Here is a 24,762-nt window from a genome sequence, read left to right as displayed (position 1 = left end):
TATTTTTGCTTCTTTAAAATCAATCTAAATAAGCTTGACTACAACACTTGCAGACTTAAAACGTGGTGAACGCGCCGTAATTACTGATGTTTCATCAGACTTAATCCCATTGAAATTACTTGAAATGGGGTGTTTGCCAGGTAACAGTGTAGAATTAGTTCAAGTGGCACCATTTGCAGACCCCATGTATTTAAACATTAACGGAACACATCTGGCGATTAGAAAAGAAACGGCTATTCATGTTTTAATCGAAAAATTATGAGCAAGCAAATAAATGTCGCACTAATAGGTAATCCCAACACAGGGAAAACCTCTGTTTTTAATGCTTTAACGGGCTTAAATCAACAAGTCGGCAATTACCCTGGTATTACTGTTGAAAAAAAAGAAGGCATTTGCAAACTCCCACGTGGGGTTAAAGCCCATATAATAGATTTACCAGGAACGTATAGTTTAAATGCCTCTTCGCTTGATGAGAATGTGGTTATAGAGTTACTTCTAAACCGAAACGATAAAGATTTTCCTGATGTGGCCGTTGTGGTTAGTGATGTAGAAAACCTAAAGCGCAATTTATTACTGTTTACACAAATTAAAGATTTAGAAATCCCCTGTTTATTGGTTATAAATATGGCCGATCGTATGCGTCGTAAAGGGATTTCTTTAGATATTGGTTATTTAGAGCAACAACTAGAAACTAAAATCGCCTTGGTTAGCACGCGTAAAAATGAAGGTATTGTGTTGCTAAAACAACTCATTAGCAATTATAAAGACCTCTCTATTTCGCCTTGCCTTAGTGCCTCAGACATTGATCCAGATTATTTTAACAAATTACGCAAAGCATTTCCTAATCAGCTATTATATAAACTATGGCTCGTTATTACACAAGATGTAAACTTTGGCAAAACTGATCGTAAAGAAATTGATGCGATTAACAGTTTCAAAACAAAATCTAAAAGCGACTTAAAACGACTGCAGCAAAAGGAAACCATTAAAAGGTATCAGTTTATTAATGAAGTGTTAAAAAAAGGACAAACCGTAGATGTATCTCAAGCTAAAGATTTGCGAACCAGATTTGATCGCATATTAACTCACAAAGTTTGGGGGTATATAATTTTCTTTCTTATCCTTCTAACTATTTTCCAAGCCATTTACGACTGGTCCACCGTACCCATGGATTTAATTGATGGTGCTTTTGCTTCTTTAAGTGAGTGGTTAAAAAACACCTTACCAGAAGGAGCAGCAACTAATTTGTTAGCCGAAGGGATTATTCCAGGATTAGGTGGTATCGTAATTTTTATACCTCAAATCGCCTTTCTCTTTTTATTTATTGCCGTTTTAGAAGAAACAGGCTACATGAGTCGCGTGGTGTTTTTAATGGATAGAATTATGCGCCGTTTTGGGTTAAGCGGAAAAAGTATCGTGCCACTTATTTCTGGAACAGCCTGCGCCATTCCAGCGATTATGGCCACCCGAAATATAGAGAGTTGGAAAGAGCGTTTAATCACTATTTTAGTGACGCCTTTTACAACCTGTTCTGCACGATTACCTGTTTATTTAATTATTATCTCATTAGTCATTCCCGAAGGTAACTTTTTGGGCTTAGGCTATCAGGCATTAACTTTAATGCTACTCTATTTGCTAGGCTTTGCAGCTGCGATTGTTTCTGCTTATATTTTGAATAAAATTCTTAAAATTAAAAGTAAAACATTTTTTGTCATAGAAATGCCAAATTATAAGCTACCCATGATTAAAAATGTCGCGATTACCGTTTTAGAAAAAACGAAATCCTTCATTTTTGGTGCCGGTAAAATAATTCTAGCCATTTCAATTGTGTTATGGTTTTTAGCTTCTTATGGTCCAGGAGACCAATTTAATAAAGCTGAAAGCATCATATCTGAGCAATATGCTTCTGATAATCTGACAGATGACGTTTTACAACAAAAAATTGCGGCTTATAAATTAGAACACTCTTTTATTGGTATTACAGGAAGAGCCATTGAGCCAGCCATAAGACCCTTGGGCTATGATTGGAAAATAGGTATTGCCATTGTAAGTTCGTTTGCTGCCCGTGAGGTGTTTGTTGGTACATTAGCCACAATATACAGTGTTGGGAGCGATGATGAGGAAACGATTAAGAACAGAATGGCTGGAGAGGTAAACCCAATTCTAGGCGGACGCCTTTTTAATTTTGCATCAGGCATTTCTTTATTATTGTTTTATGCTTTTGCCATGCAGTGCATGAGTACTTTAGCCATTGTAAAACGAGAAACAAACAGTTGGAAATGGCCAACCTACCAATTTGTAATCATGACTGCCATTGCATATGTTGCTGCATTAATTGCTTATCAGTTTTTAAAATAAAAGGTTTATCTTTATATAACGACTAAAAGAACATGAACACGATTATTCAAAACATATTAGTATTTATAACTTTAGGTTTCGCGCTGACATTTTTAGTTAGGAAATTTGTCTTTAAAAAGAAATCCAAAAAAGCGTGTGGCACAGACGATTGTGGTTGTCATTAACGCTCTTTTACAAAGGGACACATCCCTCAATTCGTGACATACAGTTCCATCTTATAGTCCTCTAGGGCGATTTTTTTTTCATAAACAGGATAAGGTGTGACCTTTAATCCAGAAATAGTTAAATCTTCAGACACATAAATATCCTTAGCCTCTCCTCGTGCATTAAACGTTATTTTCTTACGCTCCAATTTTTCTCCATCCTTAAAAACAGCTACTAAAACAACAACTTCACCAGCCCAAACACAAGTAACTCCTTCAGGACAACGCGAATCACCAACCAGTTCAACGAACTTAATGGTAATAGTATCGAATGTAGCTGCTTCCCCCAATGGTAATTGGGATACAATTTTTGGTGTTTCCACATTGACTTTTATAGAATCCTGAGCAAAGCTAAATGCCGAAATAAGTACTAATAATACAGTGATTGTGTGTTTCATTTCTAATTAATTAGGGTTTAGACTTTAAATATAACCTAAATCATGCCAAATTGTGTAGGATAATTAAAATTTTAGTTATCTTTGAAAAAAATTTAAGCTTACTTAAAAATTAATTAAAGCACTAAGAAATGTCTGTAGCTATTGAAAATTTTGTAAAAGCCATTTACAAAAACGATCACCACGATACCAAGGATACTAAGCCTGGTAACATTGCAAAAAAACTGGGAATTTCTAATGCTGCTGCCACAGACATGGCAAAGAAACTAGCGACAAAAGATTTACTAAACTACGAAAAATATCAAGCATTGCGCTTGACCGAGAAAGGAGAAAAAATGGCCTTAAATGTCATTAGGAAACACCGGCTTTGGGAAGCCTTATTGCATAAAATGTTTGATATGTCTTTACACGAAATTCATCGTGAGGCTGAATTATTAGAGCACGAAACGTCTAATTTCTTAGCGAATAAAATAAGTGATTATTTAGGCAATCCAAAATTCGATCCACACGGCGATCCAATACCAAATGAAGCTGGTGAAATAACGACTGTTGACACTTCTATCACTTTATTTAACACGAAAGAAAATAAAAACTATATCATTTCTCGTTTGATGAGTGATGACAAAGAGTTTTTCGATTTCTGTGCACAAAACGGTTTAAAATATGGTAATACTGTTTCTATAGTTAAACAATTCACCAGCACAAAAATGACGCAACTTTTAATCAACAATAAAACAATTCTATTAAATGAAGACTTTACAAAAATCATCTATGTCAATGAACTTTAAACACTACACAAAACAGCTCTTAACTGGGGCCTTCATGGCACTATCCCTCTCACTTTATGCACAAGAAGAAAACACACTTGGTACTTTAATAACAGACCGTCCAGATGCTACTGAGTCTCCTTCTGTAGTACCTAAAAACTACATACAAGTAGAAACTGGTGCCTTTTAAGACAGTTTTGAAGAAAACAATTTCAGAACAGAAAATTTCACATACAATACAATGCTCATTCGCTATGGTGTATTAGATAATTTAGAATTCCGTTTAGGCTGGGACTACACCAATACTAAAACAAAATTTAATGACACTGAAATACGATCTACAGATAGCTTTTCACCATTACTTCTAGGTTTTAAAGTTAGCATTGCAGAAGAGCGTGGCATAATACCAGAAATTGGATTTCTTGGTCATTTAAATTTACCATTTTCAGTAAAAAAAGACCTGAGACCAGAGAACACGGGAGTAGATTTTAGATTTTCATTTGCACATACATTAAACGAAAAATCAAGTTTATCTTATAATTTAGGTGCTGCCTGGGAAAACGATTCGCCAGAAGCAGCTTATTTATATACGCTTGCTTATGGTTATAGCTTGAGTGATACATGGGGAGCTTATGTAGAACTTTATGGTGATTTCCCCGAAAACAACAAAGCCAATCATTTGTGGGATGCAGGAATTACCTACTTACTATCCAACAACGTCCAACTAGATGCAACCGTTGGTTCAAGTATTACAAAAGGACAAGATCTTTTGCTAAGTGCCGGTGTAAGCTTTAGGTTGCCAAATTAGAAAGAGAATCAAAAACACCCTGATCAGAATTCATAAAGCAAAAATAAAATTTATTGAAAGCTGATGCGAGAAGCATCTTATATAAATACAAGTCTAATTAAAAAAAAGTTCCTTTTTCAAGGAAAATAAATATGAAAAAATACAGCGTACTATTTATCATTACACTTATATTATTTAACTGTAAAAAAGAAACAAAGCCAGACAATGGAAAACTAAATATTGTAACCACCACTTCCATGATCACGGACTTAGTTAAAAACATTGGCGGAGATTTAATAAACGTGCAAGGCCTAATGGGAAGTGGTATTGATCCACACTTATACAAAGCAAGCGAAGGGGACGTTTCTAAACTTGTTAATGCTGATATTATTTTCTATAACGGTTTGCATTTAGAAGGCAAACTCGTAGAGGTCTTTGAGAAAATGGGAAGCAAGACCAAAACACCAATTGCTTTAGGTGAGAGTTTAGACAAATCTGAATTGATTGGTTCTGAATATTTCGCTTCAAATTACGATCCGCATGTATGGTTCAATATTGCGTTTTTTAAACAATTTGCAAAAAAAGCAACTTTAGTTCTGTCTGAAAAAGATCCAAAAAACGCTATGCAATACAATGCAAACATGACCGCATACCTGAGTAAGTTAGATGCATTACAAACCAACGTTTTAGCGATAATTGAAACCCTTCCTAAAGAGAAAAGAGTATTAGTTACTGCTCATGATGCCTTTAACTACTTTGGAAAAAACTACGGTTTTAACGTAGTAGGATTACAAGGCTTAAGCACTGCAACTGAGGCTGGCGTGCAAGACGTACAAAAATTAGCTACATTTATAATAGAGAACAAAGTAAAAGCCATTTTTGTGGAAAGCTCTGTGCCAAAACGCACCATTGAAGCGCTTCAAGCTGCCGTTCAATCTAAGAATCATGATGTACAAATTGGAGGCACATTATTCTCCGATGCGTTAGGAAACCTTGGAACCGATGAAGGAACATATATTGGCATGTTTGAATATAATGTAAATACAATTGTGAATGCATTGAAATAATACAGCCGTTGGCAGTGCTAATTCAGGGGTTAAAAAGTTATCAGTATCAGCTCATAGTGCTTAATCAACGCTAACTTAATCGTTAAAAAAAAATATGAATAATTAAAAGCGCCTTTGCTTTGTATAAGGAAAGGTGGTTTTGAATTTAGGAAAAGAAATTCGGAAGCTAGAAAGCTTAGAATTCTTTAAAATAAACGAATAATCCTGAAGATTCGGGACGGCATAAGAAAAAAGGGGGAAAAGATGGAAAACAAAATAGCAGTTAAAGTAGATGACCTTACTGTAGCCTACAATTACAAACCGGTCCTTTGGGATATTGATCTGGAAATTCCAGAAGGTGTTTTAATGGCAATTGTTGGGCCTAACGGCGCTGGGAAATCGACATTAATTAAATCAATTTTGGGCATATTAAAACCAATTGCAGGAAGCGTAACCATTTATGGAAAACCTTACGAAAAACAACGGCAATTAGTAGCTTATGTCCCTCAAAAAGGAAGTGTAGACTGGGATTTTCCAACGACTGCTTTAGATGTTGTCATGATGGGCACCTATGGTAGTTTAGGGTGGATAAAACGTCCTGGACAAAAAGAGAAAAAAACTGCTTTAGAGGCTTTGGAAAAAGTGGGCATGTTAGCTTTTAAAAGCCGACAAATTAGTCAGTTATCTGGCGGTCAACAACAGCGTATATTTTTAGCGCGTGCCTTGGTTCAAAATGCATCCATCTACTTTATGGATGAACCCTTTCAAGGCGTAGATGCTACTACCGAAATTGCGATTATCAATATATTAAAAGAGTTGCGAAAAGCAGGGAAAACAGTCATTGTCGTTCATCACGATTTACAAACCGTTCCAGAATACTTTGATTGGGTAACGTTTTTAAACGTGAAAAAAATTGCCACAGGTCCAGTAAAAGACATTTTTAACGACGATAATTTGACAAAAACATACGGTATTAATTATAAAGTAAGCATTCAAGAATAATGGATATTCAAGACTATTTTTCATTAGTTTTTAGCGATTACACGCTACGCACCATCACATTAGGCACAGCTATTTTAGGAGCTGTAACTGGCATGCTAGGTAGTTTTGCCGTCTTGAGAAAGCAAAGTTTACTTGGCGATGCTATTTCACATGCTGCTTTGCCAGGAATCGCGATTGCCTTTTTAATTACAGGAGCTAAAGACACCAATGTTTTATTATTAGGCGCATTGGTAAGTGGTTTAATTGGCACCTTTTGGATTCGGGGCATTGTGAAGAAAACACATTTGAAAAGTGACACGGCTTTGGGTTTAATTTTGTCGCTGTTTTTTGGTTTTGGTATGCTGTTGCTTACGTTTATACAAAAGCAACCCAATGCTAATCAAGCCGGTTTAGATAAATATTTATTTGGTCAAGCTGCAACTTTAGTGGAAAGCGATGTGTGGCTAATGGCCATCGTTACAGGGTTCTGCCTGTTCGTTTTACTATTATTCTGGAAAGAGTTCAAATTGCTATTATTTGATGCAGATTACACCAAAACATTAGGTTTCAACACCACTTTTATAGATATATTAATAACCAGTTTCATCGTATTAGCCATTGTTTTAGGGTTGCAAACCGTAGGTGTTGTTCTAATGAGCGCCATGTTGTTAGCGCCGGCGGCTGCAGCAAGACAATGGACCAACAGCTTAAGCACTATGGTGATTCTTGCGGCATTATTTGGTGCCTTTTCTGGTGTTTTTGGAACAGCGATAAGTGCTAGTCAAAATAATTTATCTACAGGCCCAGTAATTGTTCTTGTTGCTGCTGTGTTTGTTATTTTCTCCTTTATTTTTTCGCCTGGCCGTGGTTTATTATTTAAAAAAATCCGTTTTATTAAAAACAGACGTGATTTAGAATTGCATAAAACACTTGCTTTCATGCATCATATTGCTGCAACACATGAGGATATTTCACACCCGCACGCCATAAAACTATTGAATAATTTCCAGGGCTATACCCGTGCCACCCTTCAAAAATTAGTAGAGAAAGATTATGTAAGGCTTGAAGGCAACCTATGGTGCTTAACCGAAACTGGCTTTGAAACGGCAGCCAATTTATATACTAAACAAAGTACAAAAGATGAATAGTGCTCAAATAGAAATACAACTGATTGCAAGTTTAGTGGCCATTGCATGCGCCATTCCAGGTACGTTTTTAGTGCTTAGGAAGATGGCCATGATAAGCGATGCGATTAGCCATTCTATTTTGCCTGGTATTGTTATTGGATTTTTTATAACGCAAGACCTCAACTCCCCCCTATTAATTCTTTTAGCTGCTTTTACAGGTGTTATTACAGTGGTTTTGGTAGAATACATACAGAAAACCGGACTTGTTAAAGAAGACACCGCCATTGGCTTGGTGTTTCCCGCCCTGTTTAGTATTGGCGTGATTCTCATCGCAAAAAATGCTAATGACGTCCATTTAGATATTGATGCCGTTCTATTAGGTGAATTAGCCTTTGCGCCTTTTGACAGATTACTGATTGCTAACGTAGATGTTGGCCCAAAATCTTTATGGATTATTGGTAGTATTTTATTAATAACGCTTTCCCTTCTAATAGCCTTTTTTAAAGAATTAAAAGTAAGCACCTTTGATGCTGGCTTGGCAGCTTCTTTAGGATTTTCACCCGCGATTATCCACTACGGACTCATGTCTGTAGCATCAGTGACCACTGTTGGTGCTTTTGATGCTGTTGGCGCTATTTTAGTGGTCGCTTTAATGATTGCACCTGCTGCAACTGCTTATTTATTAACTACAAATTTAAAGAAAATGCTCGGTTTAGCCATTGGTTTTGGTGTGCTCAGTGCTATTTCTGGCTATTGGTTTGCGCATTGGCTAGATGCATCTATTGCTGGTTCTATAACTACTATGCTAGGGTTACTATTTTTAATGGTCTATTTATTTGCCCCTAGCAAAGGCGTAATTGCCGTTTTGTATAGAGAAAAACAACAACGTACCGAAGTGTCATTATTAACTTTTCTGCTCCATTTAAAAAATCATGATGAAGCCGAAGAACGCCATGTAAATCATCTTCGAGAACACATTAACTGGCAAAAAGTAAGAGCCAAAACGGTTTTAGAATTGGCACTTAAAAATAATATGATTGTGGTTGAAAAAAATATCGTGTCACTCACCGAAAAAGGAGATACCTTTACATCAAAGGCCATTGACTATATTATTACTAATCGCGATGCGCAGATTGAAGACATGAAGGATGATTTCTTTTTGTTTAGAGGGTAATTGAAATAAAAATGTTTTGTCATTACTGCGGCGAAGGACATACCAATCTCATGAAAAGGAATGCTTATAATAATTTAAACAAGTCCTCATAGCTTTTAAAAAACGGTGAGGGCTGAAAAGCATTAAATGCTATATTTAAAGATATTATTTTTAAATCAATCGTTAACTTGATACAGTGTTTTCCCTTTCATCCAAAAAATTTCAGAGTCATAAAACCGGATGAAAGTTTTAATATCTCTGTCAGATTTATCTCTAGGCGATTTTGTTTCAAATCGTGCTTTAGAATTATTAAAATCTAAAGTATACTTTTCGTCAAAATCACTTGCCTTTGCTAAAAAATAAATGCTTTTCTTATCTTGCTTCCAATAGCCCTTAGCATATTTGTTTATTTCTTTAGGAATACCAGCATCGTGATATTCATATGAACGAAACGCAAAAGTGCCATCTGGATTTAAACTTAGGTTTTGAACAAATTTAGCATTACCGGCCTCCAGTTTAAATTCATAGTTTCCTGCATAATTTTTAGTTTGGGCTAAACTATTTAAACTAAAAATTATAAAGAAAGATACTATTAGGTGTTTCATTTTTGTAGTTGTATTTTCATTTTTAAGATTATTTTTACTAGTCCTTTCCGACTTTCAAATTTCTAAAAAGAAATTCAAAATTAAAACCCGCGCTCCTTCTGCAACTGCTCATAAGCTTCAAGCACTTGCTTGAACTTCTTTTCGGCTCCTTTTTTGTGCTCTTCGCCCAAGTGTTCTACTTTATCTGGATGGTATTTTTTAGCCATGTGTCGGTAGGCTTTTTTAATTTCATCTATTGAGGCTGTCTTTGTGATTTCCAAAATTTTATAAGCATTATCCTGACTGTTATAAAACATCGCTTTAATACTATTATAATCACGAGAACTTATACCCAAATACCCTGAAATGGTATAAATTTGGCGTTCTTCATCTGCGGTTACCATTCCGTCGGCTTTAGCAATACCATAGAGGAAATGTAAAAGCTGAAGCCGTGATGCATGATCCATCATCTGCTGTATTTGCATACACACCTCACGTAAAGGTACCGTTTGGCTACTTATGCCTTTAAACAACCTAAAGGCTTTGTTGGCTCTGTCCTTTCCGTACATACTCACAAATTGCTGACGCACAAAATCTAACTCACGTTGGTCCTGATTCCCATCTGCTTTGATAACCACAGAGGCTAATATGAGTAAGCTCACTTCAAAATCACCCGATGTGGTTTGCGCACGACGCTGCTGTTGTGTTCTGTAATCTGTTTGCCTTCTATAATTAGGTTGCTGTCTTTGCTGTTGTCTTCCACGTGTTTGTTCTGATCTCTCACCTAAAAAAAAGCCTTCTTTTCCTGCAAAAGCATCACCTAAACTACCTAACGCTACACCTATAATTGCCCCAATTGGCCCTCCAAACGACCAACCCAATACTGCCCCTATCCATTTTAATCCACTCATTTTTTATAAATTCTTTAAGCCTGTAAATATAATACTTTGTTAGTTGTAAAAAAGTTACTTTTGTTACGAAACTATCCCAGAGTCTGGGTTAAACATCTGTTAGCCGACAAAGATTAAAACCCTACGACTGCCCTAAGTATAACCGTTGTTTTTTTAACAACAAGAGACAGCCTATATGCTGACCTTATGACACCTTAATGGCATAAGATACCGCCCAAAACAACATTAGCATGAAAATTGCTTAACTTTGTAAAGTAAATATTAATAAATAAAATTTTAAAAGATATGTATCCAGCAGAATTAGTAAAACCTATGAGCGAAGATTTAACGAACGCAGGTTTTGAAGCATTGCATACAGCAGAAGCAGTAGATGCCGCAATTGCTAAAGAAGGCACAACACTAGTCGTTGTGAATTCGGTATGCGGTTGTGCAGCAGCAAATGCCCGTCCAGGAGCAAAAATGAGTTTAAAGAATGATAAAAAACCAACGACTATCGTTACTGTATTTGCAGGAGTAGATAAAGAAGCCGTTGATCGTGCACGTGGGCACATGGTGCCTTTTCCTCCAAGTTCGCCATGTATGGCTTTATTTAAAAACGGAGAATTAGTACACATGTTAGAGCGCCACCATATTGAAGGACGTCCAGCAGAATTAATTGCTGAAAACCTTGTAGATGCTTATAATGAGTATTGTTAATCTGTATATATAAACGGAATGAAGCAATTTAATACTGCTTCAATGCAAGTACACATGACAAAAAAGAGATTAAACCACGTTATATTGACGTGGTTTTTTTATTTTTGATATGCGACAGAACTAAACAAATGAGAAAACTACTAGCCTATCCTTTAACCTGTATTTATTACCTGTTTTTTGGGTTTTTCTTACTCTTATTCCACCCCATACAATGGGTTTGCTTCACCTTTTTTGGATATCAGGCGCATAAAATAAGTGTGGATTATCTCAACTTTTTTTTAACGCACTGTTTACATATTTTAGGGGTTCGGTTTTCTGTCTCTGGTCGGGAACATATTCCTGAAAATGCACCTGTAATTTTGGTAGCGAATCACCAGAGCATGAACGACATTCCACCAATCATATGGTTTATGCGCAGATGCCACCCAAAATTTATTAGCAAGAAAGAGCTGGGTAAAGGGATTCCAAGTGTGAGTTATAATTTACGTCATGGTGGTTCTGTTTTAATTAATAGAAAAGATCCTAGGCAAGCTGTTCAAGCTATTAAAACAATGGCTGCTTATATTGAAGAACATAAGCGCGGTGTTGTTATTTTCCCTGAAGGCACCCGAAGTAGGACTGGAACTCCAAAACCATTTCAAACCAGAGGATTAAAAACACTCTTTGAAGAAGCGCCAAATGCTCTAGTATTACCTATTTCAGTTAACAATTCCTGGAAAACTCTAAGGTATGGAAAATTCCCAATGGGTATTGGAGCTCATATCACATTTACCATCCACAAACCATTAAAAGTAAACGATTTTGAAATTAAAGCGCTTTTAACCCTAGTGGAATCTACCATTGTAAATGCTGTTGTAAATGAATAATGAGGCACTAATTCAAGCAACAAAAACTTACGTAAAACAAGAATTAGTAAATGCTGAAGGTGGTCACGATTGGTTTCATACGCTACGCGTGTTTAAAAACGCCAAACTTATTGCTGAAAAAGAAAACGTAAACGCCTTAGTCGTTGCGTTAGGCGCCTTGTTACACGATATTGCCGACAGTAAGTTTTATGGTGGAGATGACACCATTGGTCCAAAAAAGGCGCGTGAATTCTTATTTAAACACAATGTTGATACTGCCGTTATAGAACACGTGGTGAAAATTATTCAACACATTTCTTATAGCTCTAACATTGATAAAACTGAAGGTTTTAAATCTTTAGAACTCGATGTTATTCAAGATGCCGATCGTTTAGATGCACTTGGCGCTATTGGTATTTCCCGCACGTTTAACTACGGCGGTTTTAAAAACAGAGCTATTTATAATCCAGATATAACCCCAAATTTAAATATGTCAAAAGCTGAATATAAGACTTCGGAGGCGCCTACAATCAATCATTTTTATGAAAAACTATTGCTTTTAAAAGATAAAATGAATACTAAAACGGGGAAACAAATTGCTCAAGCACGGCATGATTATATGGTTTCTTTTTTAGACCAATTTTATGCTGAATGGCATGGTGAAGCTTAAAAAATTACTCTTGAATCATCAAGCTAGTTTCACTTCTATACTTTGAAGGACTCTTTCCTGTTATTTCTTTGAACGATTTATTAAAGTGTGAGAAATTATTGAAGCCGCACTCAAAACAAATATCTGTGATACTACTTTTACTTTCTAAAAGTAACTTTGTAGCATAAACCACCCGATATTCATTAACTAATTGCGTGAAGGTTTTGCCTGTCACTTTCTTGAAATAGCGACAAAAGGCAGGAACAGTCATACTTACTTTGTCTGAGATCTCATCAAGACTAATGTGGTTTTGAAAATTACTATTAATGTGTTTAAAAATGATATCGATTTTAGTACTGTCTTGTCGTTGCGTTTCAAAAGCAAACCCATCTGCATTTAACAAGATATAATCTTTAGATACAGCCAACAGTTCAAGTATCTCCAGCAACTTCGTCATGCGTTTTAAGCCCTGGTATTTGGGAAGTTTTTCAATTTTAGGACCTACTATTTTTTTAATTTCTGGTTTATATAAAATCCCTTTTTTCGCTTTTTCTAGTAAAAGTGAAATGTTTTTCATTTCCGGTAAATCATAAAAATCTGCGCCAAAAAAGTCAGGTTTAAACTGGACCAATGTTTCCCTTCCTTTAGACGTGAGCCTGTCTGTAAAACCATTATGCGGTAAATTAGAACCTATTAATATCAACTGACTATTATTAAAGTAAGACAAATGATTACCTATATGCCTTCTTCCCTTCCCTTTATTCACATACACCAATTCTAATTCTGGATGAAAATGCCAAAACGCCTGATTACGCTTTCTTTTTTTAGTTTTCTGTACTACAAAAATTGAGCTTCCAAAGCTTGGTGTAATCTTTTCGTATGTTGGTTTAGTGTTCAAATGTGTCCTTTACGTAAAATTACTATTTATTTGAAGGAATACCTATGTTAATTTAACTGAAATATGTTCTATATTAACCTATTGCCTGTCTTAAAAAGTTAATACTGTTAATATAACACATATATTAGTCAAAACTGTTGTTTTCTAAACGGGGCTTTACTGATAACTTTGTCTTATTATTATTAATCTCAAATTATTAGGTTATGAAAAAAATATTTAAAAACAGTATCGTATTAGTCCTGCTATTTACTACGCTAAGTAGCAACGCAACAGAAATTTCTTCTCTAAAAAATGTAGAAGATGGAAAAACAATCTTATTCTTAACGGATGTTGAAGAAGGAGAGCAACTTATCATTAAAGATGATTTAGGGCTTATCGTTTATAAAGAATCAATTTCAAAAGATGGCAATTACTCTAAAGCGTTTGATTTAACTGAACTTCCAGATGGGAAATATAATTTTGAATTAGATAAGCACTTGCGCATTCAAATTATTCCTTTTAAAGTGGAATCTAACGCGGTGACGTTCAATAAAAAAGCGGAGACCGTTATTCATAAGCCTCTTGTTAAAGAGAGTGAGCAATCCCTTTATATCACAAAATTAGCTTTAGAGAAAGAGCCGCTTAAAATTGCGCTGTATTATAATAACACTTTGATACATGCTGAAACGATTGAAAACACACAAAAGATTCAGAGAATTTACAAACTTTCAGAAGGCAAAATTGGGGTGTATAAATTGGTTTTTGAGACTAACGGAAGAACATTCGTGAAAAAGGTAACATTATAACAGCACCATGAATTTGGGTTTGGCTAATGCTATTGCCAAATAAACAGAAAAAGTGAGTCCTAGCATAGGACCCACTTTTTTATTGATAAAATTTATGGAAACACAAGCTTGTGTAAGTAGTGGGTGATTCCCTTTTATGCTAGGAAGTAAAAACGTCACACAGCCTACTATGTTGAACTATATTGAGTTTACAAACAAATAATGGATAAAGGCGTCAAGTAAATTAGTCATACTTGTGTAAAAAACTTCAACAAACGACAGCTCGATTTACTTACTTAAAAAACAATCAATCCCTATTTCCCAGGAAACTCCGCTTTTCGTTTTTCTAAAAACGCTGTCGTTCCTTCTTTAAAATCGGCAGTGCCAAAGCACGCACCAAATTGTTCTATTTCTGTTTCGAAGCCGTTTACACCATCTTTATAGTTTGCATTTATCGCTTTAATGGCTTTACCAATGGCCACTGAAGAATTACGCATAATCTTGCTCGCTATTTTCTCGGCTAAAGGCAGTAACTCCTCTTGTGGCACGACGTGATTTACTAATCCGTAGTCTTTTGCAGTATTCGCATCAATCATACCTGCGGTCATGACCATTTCCATAGCGCGGCCTTTACCTATCAATTGAGGTAAGCGTTGTGTGCCACCGTAACCAGGAATAACCCCTAAAGACACTTCTGGCAAGCCCATTTTAGCCGTATCACTTGCTATTCTAAAATGTGCAGCCATGGCTAACTCGAGTCCGCCACCCAATGCGAAACCATTAATTGCAGCAATCACTGGAGTCTCTAGATTTTCAACAAAATCAAATAATAAGGCCTGCCCTTTAGCTGCCAATTTACCGCCATTAGCAACATCAAAATTTGCAAATTCACTAATATCTGCCCCTGCTACAAAGGCTTTTTCTCCATTTCCGGTTATAACAATTACTTTTGTTTCAGCATCTTTATTTGCAGTATCAAAAGCCTTGTGCAGTTCTTCTATGGTCGCTTTGTTTAACGCATTTAATTTTGTTGGTCTGTTAATGGTGATGGTTGTTATTCCATTTTGCGTGTTCGATAGTACGTTTTCGTATGTCATAAAAAATATTTTTTGTTCCCTTTCAAAAAGGGAATCCGTTTAATGTATATTATACTTCAATTTGAAAGACTTAGAGATCCTGTTTTTGTTTACCTAGATACCATTTTTTGCGCCTTAAAAACCACTCAAAATGAAAGCTGATATAAGCCTATTCTTTAGGAAAAGAAACTGTAAATAGGGTGCCTTTTCCTTTTTGAGATACAAAGGTAATCGTTCCGCCGTAAGTTTCCACAATATTTTTTACCATGGCCAAACCTAATCCCATACCACTGGTTTTTGTGGTGAATTTTGGTTCGAAAACTTTGGATTTATTCTCTTCGGCAATGCCTATGCCATTATCTGACACGGTGATTTTTACAGTATTGTTTGCTTCAGAAACATTAACGATAATTTTTGGTTGTTGTCCTTCTGGAATCGCTTGAATACCGTTTTTAATTAGGTTTGTGACCACACGAATTAACTGTGTTCTATCAAATTTAGCGATAATTTCTTCCCTATCAGATTCAAAGGTAATGTAGTCTTCATTAAAGATATCCAATGCTAAATCTACAATTTTTACGACGTTAAGCATTTCGTTTTTCTGTGCAGGCATTTTTGCGAAATTTGAAAAAGCACCGGCAATTGAGCTCATCGTATCTATTTGTTGTATAAGCGTATCTGTATACTCATCTACCTTTTGATGAATTTTGGGGTCTTGGGGATCAAATTTACGTTGAAAACTTTGGACACTTAATCGCATAGGGGTAAGTGGATTTTTAATCTCATGAGCGACTTGTTTTGCCATTTCTCGCCAAGCCTGCTCCCGTTCGCTTTTTGCTAATTGTACTGCGCTTTCTTCCAACTCATCAATCATTCTATTGTAAGAATTCACCAATGTTGTAATTTCCTCGCTACCATCTGTAATTTCAATTTTTTCATTACGCTTTTCTAAGCGCGTGGCATTGATTTTTTCGCTTATCGTTTTTAATGACCTTGTAATATATTTGGAAACAATAAAAGCCAGAGCAATTGCAAACAACAGCACCAATAGCGTTGTGTAAGATAATCTTTCCAGGAATTCATCAAGCTCTTTTGCTAAAAAATCATCATTTTCTAAATAGGGTAAGTTTATAATGGCTAATGGCTTGAATTTACCATCTGTAATATAACGGTAAGAAGACCTCCATGCTTCCCCGTTTTCTTCTCTTCGCTCTTCGTAGCGGTGTTCTACTGTATTCATAAGAGTGTTTAAGACTATTGGGTCCAAACACTTTTCAGTCACCTCTTGTTTTAAATCTGCTTTAGACGAGATAAGCAGTGAGCCTTCTAAATCGTAAAGATTTATTTGAATGTTATGCACGTCTGCAACCTCATAAATTTTGGTTTTAAAGATGCTCGGCACATTATCTGTAATAACAGGAAATGTGGTTTCACGGATAACAAAATCTAAACTCCTTATAATCGCTATTTCTTTACGCTCTAAACGTTGTTTGTGATAATCTTGCGTTTCTTCTGTATACTGATAAATAGCAACTGCTGCAATTAGTATAGATGATAATATCACCAACATAATCATGGCTAAGAAAATTCGGGTACGTAAAGACAGTTTTTTAAGTTTCATCTAAAAAATTAAGTTGCCATCAATATAACAATAATCGCACCATTATTTTGTATTAACTATAGAAACGGTATCCTTTTTCGATGTGCACACAGGCACAAAAAAAGATAGATTAGAACAAGCGACCGTAGTAGAACCCCTCCTAATCCTAACGCTGGCGACAAAAGATTAAGCGTCAGGGTTTTTACTACGTATGCGTTTATAAACTTTAAAACCTAACATTAACAGCACACCCAGTACCACAATTCCAATCACTCCAAAAATCCAACTCAAGGCATTCTTTAAAATGACTAAAAACACAACTGCAAAGAGAATAAAAGTGGCGCCTTCGTTCCATAGACGCATGAAATTAGAACTCTTTTTTACGATGTCTTTTTGTAGTTGTTTGTAATAGTTATGTGTTTGAATATGGTATAGGATAAGTACTATAACAAACCCTAACTTAACATGCATCCAAGATTGCTCTAACCATGATGGTACTAAAATAATGAGCCAGACAGCAAAACCTATCGCTAAAATTGCTGATGGCCAGGTGATGATGGTCCATAAGCGTTTGGCCATAAGCTTTAATTGCTTGCCTAATATTTCCTTTTCTGGCGAGGACTTGTGAAAGGCTTCTATTTGATACACAAACAATCGTGGAATGTAAAATAAGCCCGCAAACCAGGTAATTACAAAAATGAGGTGCAGTGATTTTATGTAGTTATAATAGTCCATTATGAGTCTGTAGTTGGTTCCACTAAATTAGTCTTTACTTCGCGATTTAAAAAGTAGGCGGTTATTATAGTTGACAAAAAATCACTAATAGGAAAGGCTATCCAAACGCCCAATTCCCCATAAAATCTTGGGAGTATAAAAATTAACGGAATAAAAATAAAACCTTGTCGTGTTAAGGTTAATAATAGCGCTGGCACTGCTTTACCCACGGCCTGAAAATAAGCAGCTCCAATAAGTTGAATGGCAACTATTGGCGTAACCGCAAACACCCACCGCATCGCAGTTGGTGTTTCCTTTAGGACTTCGGCGTCTGAAGTAAATAACTTAGTAATCGCTTCTGGAAATACCATTAAAACAATAAAAACCAAAATAGCCAATCCTATGGCATACTTTATAGCCGTACCAATAGACTCCTTTAAACGATCATACTTATTTGCACCATAATTATAACCTGCAATAGGCAAGAAACCTTGGGTGATGCCATAAACGGGAAACAAGGCAAACATTAACATACGGCCTACAATAGCATACGCGGTTACGGAGGTTTCACCTCCCAAATCGAATAGAATGTTATTCATAAACAAATAGGTGATGCTAACAACTGCTTGCCTTGCTAGCGTTACAAAACCTAAACTTCCTATTTCTGAAACAATAGGTCTGTTAAGTCCAAAATGTGAAATATTAATTTTTAATTCTGAATGTTTTGAGAAAAAAAACCAAAGGATAAATAAAAAACAAAGCAAATAAGAACCCGTGGTTGCCCATGCAGCTCCAGCCATTCCTAAGTCTAAAGTATTAATAAATAGATAATCTAAAATTAAGTTACCCACGGAAGGAAATAACATCGCGTACATGGCAAATTTGGGCTTTCCTTCGGCACGAATAACCGTATTTCCCATCATACATAAGGCTAAAAAAGGAACCCCATAAAGAACGATGGTATAATAGGTTTTTGCTGGTTCAAATATTGCGCCTTTCCCACCAAAAGCAGGGATGATACTATCTATAAACCACAGGCCAGGAATGACTAAGGTTACGGTAAAAAGTATGGTTAAGGTAATTTGATTTCCAAAAACCTTTAGTGCTTTTTGATAATTATCTGCACCTAAAGCACGAGAAATAATAGAAGATCCGCCAATACCAATAGACATTCCTAAAGCAGCAATAAAAAAGGAAACGGGGAGCACAACGTTAATAGCGGCGATCGCGGTGGAACCTATCCATTGTCCAACAAAAATAGTATCCACCAAGATATTTAGTGACATGACTAAAATGCCTATCGATGCTGGTACGGCTTGTTTTATTAGGAGTTTGCTAATAGATTCTGTGCCTAAAGTTGCTGAATTGCTTTTTCGCATAGTATTTTCCGTGAAAACGGAACCTTTTTCCTTATAAAAATATTAGGCTTCTATAGCGGTATTAGACCATTCATTAATCCATTGTGCCATTAATTTCACCCAAGACTTATTGGTATTTAAACAAGGAACGGTTGTAAATTCTTTCCCACCTACTTCATGAAAAATCTCTTCACCTTCCATGGCTATTTCTTCTAGAGTCTCTAAACAGTCGCTCACAAAAGCTGGTGTCACAATAGCCATTTTTTTTATGCCTTTTTTACCCAAACGTTCAATAGTCCTGTCCGTATAAGGTTGCAACCAAGGATCAAACCCTAAGCGTGACTGAAAAGATGTTGAATACGTATCTGGTGCTAATTCTAAATACTCCGCAACCAACCTAGTCACTTCTTTACACTGGTGTCTGTAGCAAAATTCATGAGCGATACTTGGGGTTTCGCAACAGCTTCCATCTATTTTACAATGTGATTTTGTAATGTCACTTTTGCGAATGTGACGTTCCGGCACACCGTGATAAGAAAATAATAAGTGTTCGTACGCTTTATTTTCTAAATCAGTTTTTATAGATTCCGCTAGTACAGCAATATAATTAGGATTATTATAGAATGCTGGAAGTGAGTCAATTTTTAAATTTGGAAAATACTCTTGTCTTATTTCTTCAGTTAAAACCAAAATCGTTTCTGTAGTTGCCATTGCGAATTGTGGATACAGCGGGATTAAAAACACCTCATCTACACCTTTGTCTACCAATTCCTGCAGCCCTTTTTTGATAGTCATACTACCATAGCGCATCGCTAAAGCAACCGGAAAATCAACCTGCTCTTGCACTTTTTCCTGTAATTGCTCTGATAGCACGATTAAAGGCGACCCCTCTTCCCACCAGATCTTTTTATAGGCTTTAGCTGAAGCTTTTGGCCGTGTATTTAAGATAATTCCTTTTACGAGTAATGTTCTCGCCCAAAATGGAACGTCTATGACACGCTCATCCATTAAAAATTCTCCTAAATACTTTTTAACATCCTTAGGCTCAGGACTGTCTGGCGAACCTAAATTAACTAATAATACTCCTTTCATATGCACCTACTGGTATTGCTATACTCTAATTTTTTAATTTTCGTGGAGACCAAAACTTCATCTTTCCCACACGCTAATTCACATTACAAAAATACAACTCTAAACGCGAATATGCCTAATGAAAGGATGTTCTAATTAGGTTTATTAGCGTAAAATTCCCATATTAAACCCAAAGTTTCAGTGAATTATATATATTTACTATGTTATATAATACCCTAGCAATGCAAAAATTATTTCTATTTATAATAACTTTTTCCTGTTTATTTGGTCACGCCCAAGAACAGGAACAGAGTTTACTATGGGAAATTTCGGGTAACGGATTAACCAAATCCTCATACATTTACGGCACCATGCATGTGAGTAAAAAAGTAGCATTCCGTTTAGATGATGTCTTTTTTGAAGCCTTAGCAAAGAGCGAAAGTATCGCTTTAGAGAGCGACCCCTCGACCTGGTTAGAACACAGCTATAATAACGCCGTTGTGTCGCCTCAAAACATTGCTAATACTTATGATAAAGGGTTTTATAGCGCATTATTCAATTTTGATCATCCCGAAGAGTTAATGGTTAGAAGTGCGATACGCCAAGACAACCGGATGATTAACGGTTATTTATATAGAAAAAATTCTCAAGCAGATAATTTTGAAGAAGAAACGTATTTAGATATGTTTATTTATCAAGCGGGTAAAAAGAAAAATAAGCCGATTATAAGTCTTGAAGATTTGAATGAAGCTGAATATCTTACAACAATGGCCAGCGCTAATACTTACAAGAAAAAAATAGATCCGTGGCTAACTGAAATTTACGAGAAGGAAAGCCCCTATATTTTACAGGAAAACACCTATCGAGACCGAAATCTTTCTTTATTAGATTCTATTGGTGAAGCGTCTAATACTGATTTTTTTAGAGAGCACATGCTTTATAAACGCAACGACAACATGGTTACCGTTTTAGACACCTTAATTCAAAAACAATCTGTATTTGCCGGTGTTGGTGCGGCACATTTACCGGGAGAACAAGGCTTGCTAAATGCCTTAAGAAAGAAAGGGTATACTGTAAACGCTTTAACGTCAAAACAAACACAAAAAGGACAAGAAGCCAAACAAAATATTGAGGATTTTATTGCTGTTCCGGAAATGAAAAGGCATACTACAGCAGATGGTTTTTTATCGCTTAAAAGCTTTACTGAGTTACGAGAATTTTACTACAACGGCCAAAAATTTATTGTTTCTCCAGACATGACCAATGGCGCTTACTTAACGATTAACCGTTTTAACTTATATGAGTATCTACCTAGCGAACAAGAGATTACTTTAGAGCGCTTAGAAAATTTTTTATTTGAAGATATTCCTGGAGACATTATTAGTAAAGAACAACTTTCAAGTCCGTTTCCTGGTTTGAGCGTCCTTAATAAAACCAAAAAAGGGGACTATCAAAAATACCATATTTACAAAACACCTTTAGAAGTTATAATCATCAAATTTGGCGGTCCTAAAAACTATGTTTTAGATTATGAAAAAGCTATTTTCAATGCTATTGAGTTTAAAACAACTACAGATAGCATCACCCCTTTCAGTTCGCCAAATGGGAAGTATAGTGTAGCGTTTCCACGTTTTAATACACAGGATAATATGCTGAATGCAGGAAATAAATTCATTCAAGGTGTTGCGGGTGATGCGTATTACTTTTTGAGTGAAGCGGTTAATCAAGACACCTATTATATTGAAGAAGATGCTTTTGAAGCGAAATATATTATCAGTAATTTTTACAAACAATTAAAGATTGAAACAGGACTTTCAGGTGCTTTCAATAATGGCCTCTATAAAAGCTACGAATCTCAGGCTAAATTTGATGGGACAGCGACAAAAAACATCCATTTAAAATCCATTGTAAAAGATGGTAGCTATTATTTATTGGGTTATGTAGGAGATGACAAAGCCAAAGCTGAAACGTATTTTAAGTCTTTCAAATTTAATACTATTAATTATTCTGATTTTGAAACGACTGTAGATACGTCTTTACATTTTTCGGTTTTAACGAACACGAAACCCATGTTTTCATCACATTATGGCTATGACCAAAAAAAGAAAAAGCATTATGCTGCTGAATCTAAGGAGACCAGTTACTACTCGAAAGCCAACGAGCAAATTTTTGTAACCCGTATGAAGTTTCATGACCTTCAAATGTATAAAAGTATAGATAGTTTATGGGAAGAAATAGACCCCTCTAAATTACCGAATGACACCGAGGGTGAATTTGAGTCCTTAAAAGTAACAAACAAGAAAAAAACCAAAGAAAACAACACGTACACCTTTAGCTACACACTAACAGACTCATTTAGTTCAAAGGCTATTCGTGTAAAACATATTCAACAAAAGGGCGTGTTATTCACAATAAAGTCCTTGTCTGATTCTGTGGCAAAACCATCAACATTTGTTACTCATTTTTATGATACGTTCAAGCCTATTGATACCTTGATGGGCGAATCTATTTTTAAAGATAAGACAGCCCGCTTTTTCACTGCATTAAAAGCTGATGATAGTATTGTAATGAATACTTACAATCTCATCAAATTCAATAAAACACATACCAATAAAATTATTGATTTGATTGAAAATTTTGAGTTCCCAGAGAACAAACAAAATATAAAGATTAATTTAATTCGTGAACTTATTACGATAGATGATGATGCAAGAGTGTTACCGTTTTTAAAGCAATTGTATACCAATTCGTATTCAGATCCTAAAATACAAGCGACTATTTTAAAGGCTTTGTTAAACAAAAAAGAAGCCGCTGTTTATGAAGATTTCTTGTTTTTATTAAGGAAGGATTTACCATTGGAAAAATACGGTATCCGGTCATTATTTTACACCCAAAATGACTCATTAGCACTAAAAAAGGAGCTCTTTCCAGAGCTATTAGAATACTCAAGTATTCAGGAATACAAAGCGCCCATTTATAATTTACTAGCCATGCTTATGGATAGCAGCCAAATAAAACCTAAAAATTACAAAAGCTTCAAAAAAACCATTATTAACGATGGAAAAATTGAGATAAAGCGCAGTTTAAGTGAAACGAGCTACAGAGCTAAATCAAGTTCTTTATATACTTATGTAAAACTTATTTTCCCTTTTAGAAATGAAAATTATGCCCAACCGTTCTTCGAAAAATTACTGGATAGTGATAATGCTGATGCTCTAGCCACTTATTATGTGCTACTGGAAAAAGCCGATGAAGCTATTCCTAAAAAACTTAGGGAAAAAACACTTGACTATTATAAAAACCAAGCACTTTTAGTAAATAAATTATACAAACAAAATTTAAAAAAACCCTATTTAGCAAAAGTTATTTCGCAGAAAATGTATGCCAAATCGTACCTCTTCTCTAGCGTTACTGTTGAAAAAGGAAGAGATTCTATTTCCTTCTTGACCACAAAGCCGTTTGAAACAGACGCTGGCAAAAAAGGAAGCATGTATTTCTTTATGCTCCATCAAAATAACGATTATGATGCTTCTAAAAAGCTGTACTATGCTGCGTTTTTAGAGCCAGAAAAGTCGGGAGAATTAGTAACCTCTGTTTTTTACAAATCTGGTTATAGTGGTAATTATATTAGCGAAACTGACAAAGAAGACGAACTCATAGCGGAGGCTTTAGAAGGTATTAAATACAAAACCCGAAAACGGGTTAACGACAAGTATTAATTGACATTTATCGAAGTAATATATTTTTTAGGCGTCGTTCCATATTTCTTTTTAAACGCAGCAATAAAATGGCTTGACGTACTGTACCCTACTCTTAATCCTACTTCATTCACGTTATGACTTCCTGTTTCCAGTAACTTACGCGCCACTTCCATTTTATAATCAAATAAAAAGCTATATACCGAATCCCCATAAACCTGTTTAAAGCCTTCTTTTAGCTTCTTTAACGTTAAGCCAATTTCATCTGCTAACTCCTGTAAACTAGGCGGCTCTGCCATTCGTGAGATCACAATATCTTTTGCTTTTCTAATTTTTAAAACATTAGACTCGTCAACCAAAAACGGGCATTGTTCCACATCAGTCTCTTCACTCCTGTGAAAATACAAGCTTAATATTTCGTAAGCTTTGGCTTTAAAATAGATATTTTTAATAGATTGGTTTAAATTATAATTCACCAATTGATTCAAGGCAATAGCCATAGATGGTGATATTTTTCCGTCTTTATAATATTTTTTATCGCGATTGTCTGCACTTAAAAAGGTGATGTAATCGGCTTCCTGAGAAAATAGCCCATGGAACTTTTTAATAGAAATAATAACAGAAACCAACCATGATTTTGGCTTAACATCCAAATGGATTGGCAAATCGCGTTGCGGATTATACAAAAGCAAAGAGGTTTCTTCGGCCACATTCAACGTATAATCGCCATTATTAAATTTAAAAAGACTCTCCCCTTTTAAACAAAAATGAAACTGAATATAACTACTATCTATCTCACGCTCAATAGCTTTTGTGTCATTAGAATCATTTTGATGTGTTAAAATAAAAACACCATCATCTATTCTGGTTTCTACAAAAAACCCTTTAGCGTTACTTTCTACTGTTTTACTTTCTGAATTGTTCATGTCCTTATTTAGATTTATTCTAAACTACCACAACGCGAAACGCTGTAACTATTACAAAAATATGATATTTATCATTGTTCACACAAAAACTAAGTTTAAAAACCACAAACGATATTAATAGTTCTTTGAGCGTTACTTTTTAAGAAGGTCTCGCA

General features: G+C 35.4%; 24 protein-coding genes. 14 read left to right on the top strand and 10 right to left on the bottom strand.

Annotated elements, in window-relative coordinates:
• The first annotated feature begins 34 nt into the window (after positions 1 to 34).
• Both GQ46_RS10635 and feoB read left to right on the top strand, forming a co-directional pair.
• On the top strand, positions 35 to 262 hold the full coding sequence (locus GQ46_RS10635) for a FeoA family protein (RefSeq protein ID WP_044401592.1): 228 nt from the start codon (positions 35 to 37) through the stop codon (positions 260 to 262).
• Positions 259 to 2,358 carry a ferrous iron transport protein B gene (feoB, locus tag GQ46_RS10630; protein WP_044401588.1) on the top strand — a complete coding sequence of 700 codons (2,100 nt, stop codon included), beginning with the start codon at positions 259 to 261 and terminating at the stop codon, positions 2,356 to 2,358. The genes GQ46_RS10635 and feoB overlap by 4 nt, the downstream gene beginning before the upstream one ends.
• 190 nt (positions 2,359 to 2,548) lie before the next feature.
• Here feoB and GQ46_RS17165 read toward each other — a convergent pair whose 3' ends face one another.
• Complete coding sequence (locus tag GQ46_RS17165) at positions 2,549 to 2,959, bottom strand: hypothetical protein (RefSeq protein WP_052503455.1); 411 nt, start codon at positions 2,957 to 2,959, stop codon at positions 2,549 to 2,551.
• 128 nt (positions 2,960 to 3,087) lie between these two features.
• On the opposite strand from GQ46_RS17165, the gene GQ46_RS10620 reads away from it, so the two are divergent.
• The 7 genes from GQ46_RS10620 (at position 3,088) to GQ46_RS10595 (ending at position 8,838) form a co-directional block, all read left to right on the top strand.
• Entirely contained in the window at positions 3,088 to 3,744 is a 657-nt protein-coding gene (locus GQ46_RS10620) for a metal-dependent transcriptional regulator (protein WP_044401585.1), read from the top strand.
• Complete coding sequence (locus GQ46_RS17985) at positions 3,734 to 3,913, top strand: hypothetical protein (protein WP_231567348.1); 180 nt, start codon at positions 3,734 to 3,736, stop codon at positions 3,911 to 3,913. Before GQ46_RS10620 ends, GQ46_RS17985 begins: the two co-directional genes overlap by 11 nt.
• Positions 3,914 to 3,964: 51 nt before the next feature.
• Positions 3,965 to 4,531: a transporter gene (locus GQ46_RS10615; RefSeq protein ID WP_231567347.1), complete on the top strand. Its 567-nt coding sequence runs from the start codon at positions 3,965 to 3,967 to the stop codon at positions 4,529 to 4,531.
• A gap of 131 nt (positions 4,532 to 4,662) precedes the next feature.
• Entirely contained in the window at positions 4,663 to 5,577 is a 915-nt protein-coding gene (locus GQ46_RS10610; protein WP_044401582.1) for a metal ABC transporter solute-binding protein, Zn/Mn family, read from the top strand.
• Positions 5,578 to 5,820: 243 nt separating this feature from the next.
• Positions 5,821 to 6,558 (top strand): metal ABC transporter ATP-binding protein, encoded by a 738-nt coding sequence (locus GQ46_RS10605; RefSeq protein WP_044401579.1) that lies wholly within the window; start codon positions 5,821 to 5,823, stop codon positions 6,556 to 6,558.
• On the top strand, positions 6,558 to 7,685 hold the full coding sequence (locus GQ46_RS10600) for a metal ABC transporter permease (protein ID WP_044401576.1): 1,128 nt from the start codon (positions 6,558 to 6,560) through the stop codon (positions 7,683 to 7,685). The genes GQ46_RS10605 and GQ46_RS10600 overlap by 1 nt, the downstream gene beginning before the upstream one ends.
• Complete coding sequence (locus GQ46_RS10595) at positions 7,678 to 8,838, top strand: metal ABC transporter permease (RefSeq protein WP_044401573.1); 1,161 nt, start codon at positions 7,678 to 7,680, stop codon at positions 8,836 to 8,838. The genes GQ46_RS10600 and GQ46_RS10595 overlap by 8 nt, the downstream gene beginning before the upstream one ends.
• Before the next feature lie 155 nt (positions 8,839 to 8,993).
• Here GQ46_RS10595 and GQ46_RS10590 read toward each other — a convergent pair whose 3' ends face one another.
• Both GQ46_RS10590 and GQ46_RS10585 read right to left on the bottom strand, forming a co-directional pair.
• Positions 8,994 to 9,422: a hypothetical protein gene (locus GQ46_RS10590; protein WP_044401569.1), complete on the bottom strand. Its 429-nt coding sequence runs from the start codon at positions 9,420 to 9,422 to the stop codon at positions 8,994 to 8,996.
• An 80-nt stretch (positions 9,423 to 9,502) separates the two neighbouring features.
• Positions 9,503 to 10,312 (bottom strand): TerB family tellurite resistance protein, encoded by an 810-nt coding sequence (locus GQ46_RS10585; protein ID WP_044401566.1) that lies wholly within the window; start codon positions 10,310 to 10,312, stop codon positions 9,503 to 9,505.
• Between the two features lie 285 nt (positions 10,313 to 10,597).
• Here GQ46_RS10585 and GQ46_RS10580 point away from each other — a divergent pair, with 285 nt between their 5' ends.
• From GQ46_RS10580 to GQ46_RS10570, 3 genes are all read left to right on the top strand, one after another.
• Complete coding sequence (locus GQ46_RS10580) at positions 10,598 to 11,008, top strand: BrxA/BrxB family bacilliredoxin (RefSeq protein WP_044401562.1); 411 nt, start codon at positions 10,598 to 10,600, stop codon at positions 11,006 to 11,008.
• Positions 11,009 to 11,136: 128 nt separating this feature from the next.
• Entirely contained in the window at positions 11,137 to 11,874 is a 738-nt protein-coding gene (locus GQ46_RS10575) for a 1-acyl-sn-glycerol-3-phosphate acyltransferase (protein ID WP_044401558.1), read from the top strand.
• The gene (locus tag GQ46_RS10570) at positions 11,867 to 12,523 is read left to right on the top strand and encodes an HD domain-containing protein (RefSeq protein ID WP_044401555.1); all 657 of its coding nucleotides are present in this window, start codon (positions 11,867 to 11,869) and stop codon (positions 12,521 to 12,523) included. Before GQ46_RS10575 ends, GQ46_RS10570 begins: the two co-directional genes overlap by 8 nt.
• A 4-nt stretch (positions 12,524 to 12,527) precedes the next feature.
• Here GQ46_RS10570 and GQ46_RS10565 read toward each other — a convergent pair whose 3' ends face one another.
• Positions 12,528 to 13,400: an AraC family transcriptional regulator gene (locus GQ46_RS10565; RefSeq protein WP_044401552.1), complete on the bottom strand. Its 873-nt coding sequence runs from the start codon at positions 13,398 to 13,400 to the stop codon at positions 12,528 to 12,530.
• A gap of 203 nt (positions 13,401 to 13,603) precedes the next feature.
• Here GQ46_RS10565 and GQ46_RS10560 point away from each other — a divergent pair, with 203 nt between their 5' ends.
• The gene (locus GQ46_RS10560; protein WP_044401549.1) at positions 13,604 to 14,185 is read left to right on the top strand and encodes a hypothetical protein; all 582 of its coding nucleotides are present in this window, start codon (positions 13,604 to 13,606) and stop codon (positions 14,183 to 14,185) included.
• A 293-nt stretch (positions 14,186 to 14,478) separates the two neighbouring features.
• Here the strand turns inward: GQ46_RS10560 and GQ46_RS10555 are convergent, their stop codons facing one another.
• The 5 genes from GQ46_RS10555 to hemH all read right to left on the bottom strand — a co-directional run bounded on the left by GQ46_RS10555 (position 14,479) and on the right by hemH (position 20,004).
• Entirely contained in the window at positions 14,479 to 15,261 is a 783-nt protein-coding gene (locus GQ46_RS10555; RefSeq protein WP_044401546.1) for an enoyl-CoA hydratase/isomerase family protein, read from the bottom strand.
• Between the two features lie 148 nt (positions 15,262 to 15,409).
• Positions 15,410 to 16,861: an ATP-binding protein gene (locus GQ46_RS10550; RefSeq protein ID WP_044401544.1), complete on the bottom strand. Its 1,452-nt coding sequence runs from the start codon at positions 16,859 to 16,861 to the stop codon at positions 15,410 to 15,412.
• A gap of 165 nt (positions 16,862 to 17,026) precedes the next feature.
• Positions 17,027 to 17,575 carry a CopD family protein gene (locus tag GQ46_RS10545; RefSeq protein WP_044401542.1) on the bottom strand — a complete coding sequence of 183 codons (549 nt, stop codon included), beginning with the start codon at positions 17,573 to 17,575 and terminating at the stop codon, positions 17,027 to 17,029.
• Positions 17,575 to 18,933, bottom strand: coding sequence for an MATE family efflux transporter (locus tag GQ46_RS10540; protein ID WP_044401541.1), 1,359 nt, complete (start codon positions 18,931 to 18,933; stop codon positions 17,575 to 17,577). Before GQ46_RS10540 ends, GQ46_RS10545 begins: the two co-directional genes overlap by 1 nt.
• Before the next feature lie 42 nt (positions 18,934 to 18,975).
• A complete protein-coding gene (gene hemH / locus GQ46_RS10535) occupies positions 18,976 to 20,004 on the bottom strand; it encodes a ferrochelatase (RefSeq protein ID WP_044401539.1) in 1,029 nt (342 codons plus the stop codon).
• Between the two features lie 221 nt (positions 20,005 to 20,225).
• Between hemH and GQ46_RS10530 the strand changes: the two genes are divergently transcribed.
• A complete protein-coding gene (locus tag GQ46_RS10530) occupies positions 20,226 to 23,702 on the top strand; it encodes a TraB/GumN family protein (RefSeq protein ID WP_044404900.1) in 3,477 nt (1,158 codons plus the stop codon).
• Here GQ46_RS10530 and GQ46_RS10525 read toward each other — a convergent pair.
• Entirely contained in the window at positions 23,699 to 24,607 is a 909-nt protein-coding gene (locus GQ46_RS10525) for a helix-turn-helix transcriptional regulator (RefSeq protein ID WP_044401538.1), read from the bottom strand. The genes GQ46_RS10530 and GQ46_RS10525 overlap by 4 nt on opposite strands.
• Between the last annotated feature and the right edge of the window lie 155 nt (positions 24,608 to 24,762).

The organism is Lacinutrix sp. Hel_I_90 (assembly GCF_000934685.1).
Classification (GTDB): Bacteria; Bacteroidota; Bacteroidia; order Flavobacteriales; family Flavobacteriaceae; genus Lacinutrix.
Note: the sequence above shows the minus strand (reverse complement) of the source record. Positions and strands in the feature narration are given on the sequence as shown.